This is a genomic window from Flavobacterium ginsengiterrae (genome assembly GCF_039539785.1).
Classification (GTDB): domain Bacteria; phylum Bacteroidota; class Bacteroidia; order Flavobacteriales; family Flavobacteriaceae; genus Flavobacterium; species Flavobacterium ginsengiterrae.
Genome location: NZ_BAABDU010000003.1, coordinates 1604982 through 1616536 on the forward strand (window position 1 = coordinate 1604982; position 11555 = coordinate 1616536).

Below are 11555 nucleotides of genomic sequence, written 5' to 3' on the forward strand. Positions count from 1 at the left end.
AAGATTTACTCCATGAATTGTATCACTCATTTTTTTGTCCTTTAACTATTAGGAATTATTTCCAGTCTTTTTCTAATTTTGTGTCCCATTTTACCTGGAATGGACTTTTCGAATCTTTTTTCAATTCAGAAATAAATCCTTGACGCTGAGTATACTTAGAAGAGCTGTCTTTAGGGTCTTCATTACTCCAGTATAAATAGCCGTACATGTAACTTCTGTTATATTCGTCCCATGATTTAAAAGTTTTTTGAATGCGCTTAGTTACTTCTAATGCCTTATCTAAAGCAGTATTTTCATCTGTAAAATCGGCTACATAAAAACTAGTTAGTAAAAAATTAGCTCTTCCAAGATCCCACCCTGTAACTGCCTTATAACCAAGGTCACTGTAAGCATCATATAATAATTGAAAGTGGATCTTTTGTTCTGGATTTGTAATAGCAGCTAATTTAGTTTCAAACTCTTCTTTAGACATTTTATCAATACCTAGTTCTTTTACTTCGCTTACAAATTCTTTGCTGTGCATTCCATTTTCAGATGTAAGTTCATTGACTTGTTTCATTCCGGAATTTAAATCAGATATTGACCACCATTGCTGCAGCATTTGTTTTATAGATTCTTTCATGCTGCTGTCCTGACCTCCAACTAAATTATAATCGCCTTCATTCTGCATTGTCATAACAGCATAAGTACCATTTATAAAACGTGTAGTTTCTGATGTATTTTCACCTGCTGCATCAGTTGTTTCTCCTGATTTATTGCTTTTTCCGCATCCCGTTAATAGAAAACATGCTGTAAATGCAAGCATTATACTTAAATTGAAAAACTGTTTTACTTTGTTCATTTTGCTCATTTTATTCATTTTTAATGTTTGATAATTGATTGAAAAGTATTTTATCTTTTTCGGTTTTAAACTATATCTTTTTAACATCAAGCTTTTCATCTGCGCCTATTGTATTATCATAAATAGCTTTAAATTGATAAAGTATCAAGATTAGTTTGTAAATCAGATGTGATAAGTCAACGAACAAAATTCTGTAAATGATTTTTTGAAAATTGCCTTTATAAGTTTTAAAAATGACATTTTAGGGTAAGTTTTTGTTTGTGTATTCAAGATTTAATACAATTTGGGATTTAAAAATTAAAACCCTTAAGAATAAGCTTAAGGGAATAATGTTAAATTCTAAAAACACATTAGAACTAGTTATTTGATAATAAGTAATAACAAACATTTCGGTTCCGTTTTTGCCAAATGCTAAATTATTTTCTAAAAGTTATTTGCTTAAACGCAGAATTTTTTCTTTAAAGTCTCTTTTAATAGTCTTTAAAGGTTTTAAAAAAGGTCTAAGATATTTTATGAGGTTGCTGACCAGCTGAATGAAGAATGTAAAAAAAGCCTAAGTCAAATTTATAATTGCTTTAGGCTTTGAGAAAAAAAAACGGGATACGCTTACACGTTCCCGTTAATTAGTTTTTAGTTTTAATTTTATAAGTTGTATTTCAATGTAATTCCGTAAGTTCTTTGATCGCCAAGAACACCAGCATATTGTCCAGAGTTACCACCTGCAGGCAATAACTGCTCATAATAATCTTTGTTTAAAAGGTTACGTCCCCAAAAATGAACAGATAAACCTTGTGATGCGCGGAAACCTAAACGAGCATTGAAAATTGCATATCCCTGAACGACTAAATATTTTGAAGCAGAAGGGCTTGAAGAAAATTCAGAACGAGCATAAGAATCAACAGCAAGGAAAACTTTACCTGCGTTTCCAAAGAATCTCGCATTATCTGAAAGTTCACCGCCTAAAGATCCTGCCCATCTTGAAGCTCCAGGAAGATTAGTTCCGGAAACATCTTTAAAAGATACCGGCGCTCCGGTTTCTTCTAACGGAAGCGGTGCATTTGTAAATTTTACGTAAGTCCCGTCTGTATAAGTTGCTGCACCATTTATGGTTAAGTGTGAACTGATAACAAAACTTGCATCTAATTCTACACCTTGTACACGTACTTTATCAGCATTAGCAAGATAACCGCGGTTTACACCTAATTCTGCAGCCTGAACGTTTGTTTGGAAATCTTTAATATCAGTTTTAAAGAATGCAAGATTGAAAATTGAATTTTTAAAAGGAGAAGTTTTTACTCCAACCTCATAATGATATACTTTTTCTGGTTTAATTACAGCAAGATCAAGTAACGGCTGCCCGGCAGAGTTTGTTGGAAGACCCGCTACGTTTACACCAACCGGTTTGTAGCTTTTTGCAAAAGTTCCGTAAGCATTAATTCTGTCTGAAGCTTTAAAAGTAACGGTAATATTTCCAGAAAAGTCAGTATTATCAGTACTTGAGTCAAATGCCTGATCTGAGTAAACCAGTTTTTTCAAAGCCAATAACTGCGGATCTGTTGTTTGTAAACCACCATATGTTGTACGTGCATAATGTGCATCTTTTTTGTCAAAATTATATCTTAAACCTGGTAAAATGTGTAAACGATCTGTAACAGCCCAGTCAATTTGTCCAAATACAGCAGCACTCGAAGCTCTGATTCTGGCATCTGTTTTAATACCGTATCCTTCAAAAAGTCCCGGAGTTTTCCATAAGTTGCTTGTCGTACTTTGAGAGAATCTCCATTGTGCATTTCCTGATTCTTCAGTTCCGTCTGTCTGCGAAGTTTGATCGATAAAGAATACTCCTGCAACACCGCTTATTTTAGACGTAATCTGTCCTGCGTAACGAACTTCCTGAGTAATTTGTGTTTGTCTTGTTGGATTTTGAGATTTAGCCAAAACCTGTAATCCTGTAAAATCTCTGTCATTTGACGGATCCCAGTTCCAAAAACGCCATGCCGTCGTAGAAGTAAGCGTTCCTCCTCCAATTTTTGTATCAACATTTAAAGAAAAACCTCCCATATCTTGATTTGAACGCCATGGAGTATCCTGATCGATTTTACGATCAAAAGCATTTTGGCTTGGCAGTTTATAATTTAAATCGGCTATAATAGCGTCAAATTGTCTATAAGCTGCTCTTTGCGTTGGAGCAACACCAGCAACTACCTGAGCATATCCGTCAGGGCGCTGTGTTGTAATATCAGCAGCAAAAATAACATTCGTATTTACAGTTGGAGTCCAAAGTAATTGTCCTCTAATTCCTTGATTATTTAGAGTATTTGTTGCTCTTCCGGTTGCAATATTATCAACCAGACCGTCACGTGATGTACCTGAGAAAGATAATCTACCTGCAACTTTACTGCCTAAAGCGCCAGTAACAGAAGCTTTAGCCTGAAGGAAAGAATAATTTCCGTAGCTTACTTCAAAATCTGCTCCTGAAGTAAAACTTGGTTTACGAGTTGTAATATTAAAAGCTCCCGAAGTTGTATTTTTTCCAAATAAAGAACCTTGCGGACCACGTAAAACCTCAATTTGTTCTACATCGATAAAATCAAGAGTTGTAGCGGCCGGACGTGCATAATAAACACCGTCAACATAAAAACCAACTCCCGGATCAATTCCATCATTTGTTAATCCAAACGGTGAACCTAAACTTCTAATGTTGATTCCCGTATTTCTTGGGTTTGAAGAATAAAGCTGAACAGAAGGCACTAATTCTTTAATACGGTTTACGTTAAAAGCTCCGGTTTGCTCTGCTTGTTTTCCTGTAATTACAGAAATAGCAATTGGCACATCCTGAACTTTTTCAATTCTTCTTCTTGAAGAAACGACTACTTCAATAAGTTCGTTTTCTTCTTTTAATGCTACCTGAATTGGATTTACAGGTATTGCAGCAATTTCAATTTCGGCAGTTGTATAACCTACATACTGAATTAAAAGCGTAAGAGGTAATCTTCCTTTAGAATCGATTACAAATTTACCGCTGTTGTCTGTAACAGCGCTGTTTGTTGTTCCTTTAACTACCACGTTTACGGCTTCTAAAGGTATGTTTTCACTTGTTGTAACTACACCTTCAATGTTTTGAGCGAATGAGATAGAGAAGGTTAAAAAGAATAATATTGTAAAGATATTTTGTATTGATGTTTTCATTTTTATATTAAGTATATGTGACTAGTAGAATTTAAAATCAAATTTTTTTAAATCAACATATACACATCATAAATGAATTGCTTTTTACAGCGGCTGTAATTTTGGTTTGTTTGTTTTGCAAAAGTTTTTTGACACCTGATGACCTAAAATGTACTTTCATGAGTTAAAAATTTGTAAATGGTTAGTTATATATTTTGTGCAAATATAAATATTAATTCTATCGATTTACTAGGAATTAGAAAATATTTTTTTATTTTTTTACTAATGAAGCGATTGTGATACCTTCCATTGCCTTTAAAGTTTTGTCTCTAATAAGCATTAAACCGTGACGCAGACTGCATTCAGACTCGGTCTTACAATCAGAGCAAGGCTCATAAAAATTTAAAGAAGCGCATGGCAAAAGCGCAATTGCACCGTCAAATAATCGGTGGATTTCTGCCAAAGTGATGTCATTTTTTGATTTTATCAAATAATAGCCGCCAAATTTTCCCTGCTTACTGCTTACAAAACGTCCTCGTTTTAGATCTAAAAGAATCTGCTCTAAAAACTTTTTAGGAATGTTCGCGCCATCAGCTATTTCTATAGTTCTAGAAATGTGATTTTCGTCTTGTTCTGCTAAATAAAGTAAGGCCTTAAGGGCGTATTTTGCTTTATGTGATAACATCTATAGTAGTTATGAATTATAAATTGTTAATTATTAATGACAAATTTAAACTAAAATAAGGACAAACTAAAATCTGTATAAATTAACCTGAAACTTAAAACAAAAGTAACCTGAAACAAAAATAGTTTACCAGCTTCCGCTTGAGCCTCCTCCGGAGAATCCGCCTCCGCCAAATCCACCGCCGAAACCGCCTCCGCCAGATGATCCGCCTCCGAAACCTCCAAAACCACCGCCACTGCTTCTGCCAAGACTGCTTAAAAGAATTACATCCATCAGGCTTGGTCCGCCGCCGCTGTTTCCAGAATTTCCTCCTCCGCCTCTTTTATTTCTTGAAAGTAAAATTAAAACAATTACGACAATAATAATAAAGGGTAATATTGGAAAATCATTTCCTTTAGACTGCTTGCGTTCGCCTTTGTATTTTCCTTTAAATACATCAAAAAGCGCATCGGCACCTTTATCAAGTCCATTATAATAACTTCCCGCTTTAAATTCTGGAATGATAATATTTCGAATAATTGTACCGCCAATACCAGCAGTCAATCTGTCTTCTAAACCATAGCCCGGATTGATAGCGATTTTTTTTTCGGCTTTAGCCAATAAAATTATGACACCATTATCTTCTTTTTCCTGACCTAATCCCCAAGTTTGTGCCCATTTTGTGGCTAACTGGCTTACATCTTCTCCTTTTAGACTTTCTATGGTTATAACTACAATTTGAGTTGAGGTTGAATCAGAATAACGAATTAATTTTTCTTCTAATTGTGTTTTTTCAGAAGCACTTAGAACATTAGCATAATCATAAACAGAAGTTTGAAAATCCGGTTTTTTGGGAATGTCAAATTGTGCAAATATGATATTGCAGGAAAAAAATGCGATAAATAAAAAGCTAAACTGAAAAATTCTATTGGAATTTAAGGTTTTAATATTGGAATTTTTCATTATTTATCCTTTTGAAATTTCGTTAGATAATTCGTTTATATCGTCTTCAGTTGAAGGAAAATATTTTTTAAGCTGTTCGCCGGCATTTAGAATACCGTCAACAATTCCCTGCTTAAAATTCCCTGCTCTAAAATGATTTGTCATGACATCTTTGGTACAATCCCAAAAATCGTCAGACACAAGGTCATTTATTCCTTTGTCGCCGCAAATCACAAAATTTTTGTCTTCAACTGCAAAATACAATAAAACGCCGTTCTGCAATTTAGTTTCATCCATTCGTAATTCATGAAAAACTTCTAAAGCTCTATCGTAATGAGCTTTAGAAGATGTTTTTTCTATATGTACTCTAATCTCGCCTGAAGTGTTTTTTTCAGCCATACGAATAGCTTCAACAATTTCGTGTTCTTCTTCTTTGGTTAAAAAATCTTCAACTTTCGACATGGGAAATGATTTTAGAGTTTAAATTGCTGATTTTAGAATTTTACTTCAACGGGTTTATCTGCACCTGTAGACGCTTCAAAGTATGGTTTTTCTTTGTATTCGCTCAAGAACCAGTTGTTAGGAATCTTTAAAACATATCCGTTGTAAACTTGTACAGCTTCGTTAAAACGAGTTCTTGCTGTTAAAATCTGATTTTCTGTACTTGCTAATTCGTCCTGTAATTTCAGGAAGTTTTCATTAGCTTTTAAAGTTGGATATTGCTCAACAGAAACCAATAATCTTGATAAAGAAGAAGTTACGCCGCTTTGTGCCTGGTTAAATTGTGCTAATTGCTCTGGAGTTACATTACTTGGGTCAATAGTTACAGATGTCGCTTTTGCACGAGCTTCGATAACGGCTGTTAAAGTAGATTTTTCAAAATCAGCAGCACCTTTAACTGTATTTACTAAGTTTCCAATAAGGTCATTTCTTCTTTGGTAAGCTGTTTGTACGTTACCCCATTCTTTATTTACAGCCTGACTGTGTTGTAAAGCAGTATTTTTAATTCCAATTGACCAAAATGCGATAATAGCAATAAGTGCTACAATAATTCCTACAGGGATTAACCACTTTTTCATATTTGTTTTGATTTAAGTTTATTTCTATTTTTTAATTACAATTCGTTTTTAATATCGTTTAATTGTGTTTTAATGGTCTCTAATTTACGTATAATTTCGAATTTATCTAACGTTTTCTTCTGACCTTCTTTTAAATGCGTTTTGGCTCCTTCCAGCGTAAAACCTCTTTCTTTAACTAAATGATATATAAGCTGAAGATTGGTAATATCTTCCGGCGTAAACATTCTGTTGCCTTTGGCGTTTTTTTTGGGTTTCAGGATATCAAATTCGCTGTCCCAAAAACGTATCAATGATGCATTGACATTAAAGGCTTTGGCAACTTCGCCAATGCTGTAATATCTTTTATCTTTTGAAAGCTCAATATGCATGTTTGTTTTTGTTTCTAATTTTATTCAAAAATAATACTTTTTGTAGTATTAATCTAATGACTGATTTTCCTGGTTTGCCATTTGTGAAATTGCCACATATTCTGCCGCCGAAATGTTTCCGTAATAGAAGTTTAGCGGGTTTACCACTTTTCCGTCTTTGTGAACTTCATAATGACAGTGTGGTCCTTCAGATCTTCCTGTGCTTCCTACATAACCAATTACGTCGCCGCGTTTGACATGTTGTCCGGGTCTGCAGTTGTATTTGCTTAAATGTGCATATAAACTCTCATATCCAAAACCGTGCCTGATCACAACATGGTTTCCAAAGCCAGAAGCCGTGTTGTCAGCTCTTGCCACAACTCCGTCGCCGGTGGCATAAACCGGAGCGCCTGTGTTGGCTGTAAAATCCATTCCGTTATGCATTTTTCGCACTTTCGTGAAAGGATCAATTCTGTATCCAAAACCTGAGGCAACTCGTTTTAAATTCTCATTTTGAACAGGCTGAATCGCAGGAATGGCTAATAAAAGACTTTCTTTTGCTCCTGCTAATTTTAATATTTCGTCTAATGATTTAGATTGTATGGCCAGCTCTTTAGACAATTTGTCAATTCGTTTTGTTGTGTTTAAAACCAGTTGTGAGTTATTATAGCCTTCTAATGCTTTATATCGGTCAGAATTTCTAAAACCAGCTTTTCTAATAGAATCCGGAATTTCGGTTTTATTAAAATATACTCTGTAAATATTATTGTCTCGTTCTTCTAAGGCATCTGCAGCAGCATCAATTTCGTCTAATTTTTTGTTTAAAATGGCATATTGAAGTTTTAGATTTTCAATTTCACGCGCTTGTAAACGATCTTTTGGAGTTTCAAAATAAGGAGTGTTGATTAAGAGAACAAAAACTAAAAAACCAAACAATGCCGAAGCCACTAAAAACAGTAATGCGTAACCAATTTTTATTCTTTTTCTGGTTTTTATTTTTGTATAAGCCAGATTTTCTGAGTCGTAATAATATTTTACTTTCGCCATATTTTAAAATACGCTATTTTTGCAGCTTGTAAAATAAGTAGACGAGCAAAATCACGAATTGTTTCAGTTGATCGAAGTCTTTTTTACAAGAACAAAATAATTTGATAATTTGGGGGAATTATATAAATTATATAATGCGCAAAATAGCGAATTTATTGTTTTAAAACATAAGTTTTTAACTTTCGATTTTAAAATTAACGCATTATTAATTGGAGATCATTCCTAATTATCACATTATCAAATTGACACATTTGTAAACAGATACATTTTCTAATTTAAATATGAAATCACAAGACGTACGTAAACAATTTTTAGACTTTTTTAAGAGCAACGGACACTTAATTGTTCCATCTGCTCCAATCGTGCTTAAAGACGATCCAACCCTTATGTTCAACAACTCGGGAATGGCCCAGTTTAAAGAATTTTTCTTAGGGAACGGAACTCCAAAAAGTCCAAGAATAGCCGATACGCAAAAATGTCTTCGTGTTTCGGGAAAACATAACGATCTTGAAGATGTTGGCTTTGATACCTATCATCATACAATGTTTGAAATGTTAGGAAACTGGTCTTTTGGTGATTATTTCAAAAAAGAAGCTATCAATTGGGCTTGGCAGTTATTGACAGAAGTTTATAAAATTCCTAAAGAAAATCTTTATGTTTCTGTTTTTGAGGGAAGTAAAGAAGACAACGTTCCTTTTGATCAGGAAGCTTGGGATATCTGGAAAACTTTAATTGATGAAGACCGAATTATCCTTGGAAATAAAAAAGACAATTTCTGGGAAATGGGAGATCAGGGACCATGCGGGCCTTGTTCTGAAATTCACGTGGATTTACGTCCGGAAGCTGAAAAAGCTTTGGTTACAGGAAAGAGTTTAGTAAATAATGATCATCCGCAGGTAGTTGAAATCTGGAATAACGTATTTATGGAATTCAACCGTAAAGCAGATGGTTCTCTTGAAAAACTTCCAGCACAACACGTTGATACCGGAATGGGATTTGAGCGTTTGTGTATGGCTTTGCAGGGAAAAACGTCTAACTATGATACTGATGTTTTCACGCCGCTTATCGAAAAAGTAGAGCAGATTACAGGCTTGAAATATACATCTGATGAAGTAAAAAACATCAGCGAAGAACAAAATAAAACAAATATTGCAATTCGTGTTGTGGTAGACCACGTGCGTGCAGTAGCTTTTGCAATTGCAGACGGACAGTTGCCATCTAACACTGGTGCTGGTTATGTAATCCGCAGAATTTTACGTCGTGCAATTCGTTACGGATTTACATTTTTAGGTACAAAAGAACCTTTTATCAATAAATTGGTAGAAGTTTTAGCAAACCAGATGGGAGAATTTTTCCCGGAAATCAAATCACAGCAGCAATTGGTTACGAATGTAATTCGTGAAGAAGAAGCTTCTTTCTTAAGAACACTTGATCAAGGTTTACAGTTGTTAGAAAACGTGGTTGCTGAAACTTCTGGAAAAGAGGTTTCTGGTGCAAAAGTTTTTGAATTGTATGATACATTTGGTTTCCCAAAAGATTTAACGGCTTTGATTCTAAAAGAAAAAGGATTCTCTTATAACGAAGAAGAATTCGAATCTGAATTACAAAAACAAAAAGCGCGTTCTCGTGCAGCTTCTGAAGTTTCGACAGAAGACTGGAATGTTTTAATTCCTGGAAACGTTGAAACGTTCGTAGGTTATGATAAAACAGAAAACGAAGTAAAAATTACGCGTATCAGAAAAGTTGATTCTAAAAAAGATGGAATTTTATACCAAATCGTTTTAGACAACACGCCATTTTATCCAGAAGGAGGAGGACAAGTTGGAGATAAAGGAACGCTTGTTTCTGCAAATGAAACAATCGAAATTATCGATACGAAAAAAGAAAATAACTTGATTTTGCATTTTGCAAAACAGCTTCCAGAAAATGTTGAAGCAGGTTTTGTAGCAAAAGTTAATACAGATTTAAGAACATCAACTTCTAAAAATCACTCGGCTACGCACTTGATGCATTTGGCTTTGAGAAATATTTTAGGAACACACGTTGAGCAAAAAGGATCGTTGGTAAATCCAAATTACCTACGTTTTGACTTTTCTCATTTCAGCAAAGTTTCTGACGAAGAAATTAAACAAGTAGAAGCTTCTGTAAACGCGCAGATTGAAGCGCAATTGCAATTGGTTGAACACAGAAATATTCCAATCAAAGAAGCTTTAGATAAAGGAGCAATGGCTTTATTTGGTGAAAAATACGGTGATACTGTTCGTATGATCGAGTTTGGAGATAGTAAAGAGTTATGTGGAGGTATTCACGTGAAAAACACGGCTGATATCTGGCATTTCAAAATTATTTCTGAAGGTGCAGTTGCAGCGGGAATTCGTCGTATTGAAGCGATTACTGGTGATGCAGTGAAGAATTTCTATGTAAATCAGGAAAATACTTTAGCAGAGATAAAGGAAACGCTTAAGAATCCGCAGGATGTTTTAAAATCGGTTGCTTCTCTTCAGGATGATAATGCAAAATTGAAAAAACAAGTTGAGCAGTTATTAAAAGAAAAAGTAAACGCTTTAAAAACGGTTTTAGAAAATGATTTCCAAGAAGTAAACGGCGTAAATTTCCTTGCAAAACAAGTAGATTTAAGCATGGCTTCGACTAAAGAATTAGCGCAGGCCATTGGAAGTTCTAAACCAAATGCATTCGTTTTCTTAGCTTCTATTGAAGACGGTTTGCCAAATATTCACTGTTATATCACAAAAGAATTAGCTGCTGAAAAAGGTTTGAACGCAAATGCAGTTATTAAAGAGTTAGGAAAATACATTGATGGAAATGGAGGAGGACAGCCTTTCTTCGCTTCTGGAAAAGGTAAAAATGCTTCTGGAATTTCTGAGGCTTTGACACACGCAATTGATTTTGTGAAGTAATTTTTTAATCTCGCAAAGACGCAAAGGCGCAAAGTTTTTTTAAGCTTTGCGTTTTTTTATTTTTTAAGTTTTAAATTTTGTAAGTTTATACTTTAAAAAATAAATAATGAATGAGAATGAAATTTCGGCTGTTGTGGTTGATGTTAGCTATAAAATACACGTAAAACTTGGACCAGGTTTATTGGAATCTGTTTATGAAGCAATTTTATTTCACGAATTAACTAAAAGAGGTTTAAGTGTAGAAAGACAAAAAGTACTACCTGTAATTTGGGATCAAATAAATTTAGATATTGGCTTTCGTGCTGATTTAATAGTTGAGAATAAAGTAATCTTAGAAATAAAATCAATAGAGCAACTGACAGATATCCACGCAAAACAAGTATTAACTTATCTTAAAATCACAAAAATGAAATTAGGTTTGCTAATAAATTTTAATGTGCCAATAATAAAATTTGGTATCAAAAGAGTAGTAAGTAATCTCTAATAAGACAAAGAGTCGCAAAGCTTAAAAAAAACTTTGCGACTCTGCGACTTTGCGAGATTAATTCT

At 34.2% G+C, this 11555-nt stretch carries 10 protein-coding genes; 2 read left to right on the top strand and 8 right to left on the bottom strand.

Annotation, left to right across the window (positions count from 1 at the left end; translation table 11 throughout):
- Nucleotides 1-55: 55 nt before the first annotated feature.
- The 8 genes from ABD859_RS09925 to ABD859_RS09960 all read right to left on the bottom strand — a co-directional run bounded on the left by ABD859_RS09925 (nt 56) and on the right by ABD859_RS09960 (nt 8088).
- A complete protein-coding gene (locus tag ABD859_RS09925) occupies nt 56-850 on the bottom strand; it encodes a DUF1266 domain-containing protein (protein ID WP_345143606.1) in 795 nt (264 codons plus the stop codon).
- A gap of 633 nt (nt 851-1483) precedes the next feature.
- Complete coding sequence (locus ABD859_RS09930; protein ID WP_345143608.1) at nt 1484-4030, bottom strand: TonB-dependent receptor; 2547 nt, start codon at nt 4028-4030, stop codon at nt 1484-1486.
- 250 nt (nt 4031-4280) lie between these two features.
- Nucleotides 4281-4694, bottom strand: coding sequence for an RrF2 family transcriptional regulator (locus tag ABD859_RS09935; RefSeq protein ID WP_026730483.1), 414 nt, complete (start codon nt 4692-4694; stop codon nt 4281-4283).
- A 126-nt stretch (nt 4695-4820) separates the two neighbouring features.
- Entirely contained in the window at nt 4821-5636 is an 816-nt protein-coding gene (locus ABD859_RS09940) for a TPM domain-containing protein (RefSeq protein ID WP_345143611.1), read from the bottom strand.
- A 3-nt stretch (nt 5637-5639) separates the two neighbouring features.
- Nucleotides 5640-6077 (bottom strand): TPM domain-containing protein, encoded by a 438-nt coding sequence (locus ABD859_RS09945; RefSeq protein WP_345143614.1) that lies wholly within the window; start codon nt 6075-6077, stop codon nt 5640-5642.
- A gap of 32 nt (nt 6078-6109) precedes the next feature.
- The gene (locus ABD859_RS09950; RefSeq protein ID WP_345143616.1) at nt 6110-6694 is read right to left on the bottom strand and encodes a LemA family protein; all 585 of its coding nucleotides are present in this window, start codon (nt 6692-6694) and stop codon (nt 6110-6112) included.
- A 35-nt stretch (nt 6695-6729) separates the two neighbouring features.
- Nucleotides 6730-7062, bottom strand: a complete 333-nt coding sequence (locus tag ABD859_RS09955; RefSeq protein ID WP_035651884.1) for a MerR family transcriptional regulator — start codon at nt 7060-7062, stop codon at nt 6730-6732.
- 48 nt (nt 7063-7110) lie between these two features.
- Nucleotides 7111-8088 carry a peptidoglycan DD-metalloendopeptidase family protein gene (locus ABD859_RS09960; RefSeq protein ID WP_345143620.1) on the bottom strand — a complete coding sequence of 326 codons (978 nt, stop codon included), beginning with the start codon at nt 8086-8088 and terminating at the stop codon, nt 7111-7113.
- 281 nt (nt 8089-8369) lie between these two features.
- Here ABD859_RS09960 and alaS point away from each other — a divergent pair, with 281 nt between their 5' ends.
- On the top strand, nt 8370-11006 hold the full coding sequence (gene alaS / locus ABD859_RS09965) for an alanine--tRNA ligase (protein ID WP_345143622.1): 2637 nt from the start codon (nt 8370-8372) through the stop codon (nt 11004-11006).
- A 106-nt stretch (nt 11007-11112) separates the two neighbouring features.
- Entirely contained in the window at nt 11113-11490 is a 378-nt protein-coding gene (locus ABD859_RS09970) for a GxxExxY protein (RefSeq protein ID WP_345143624.1), read from the top strand.
- Nucleotides 11491-11555 lie beyond the last annotated feature (65 nt).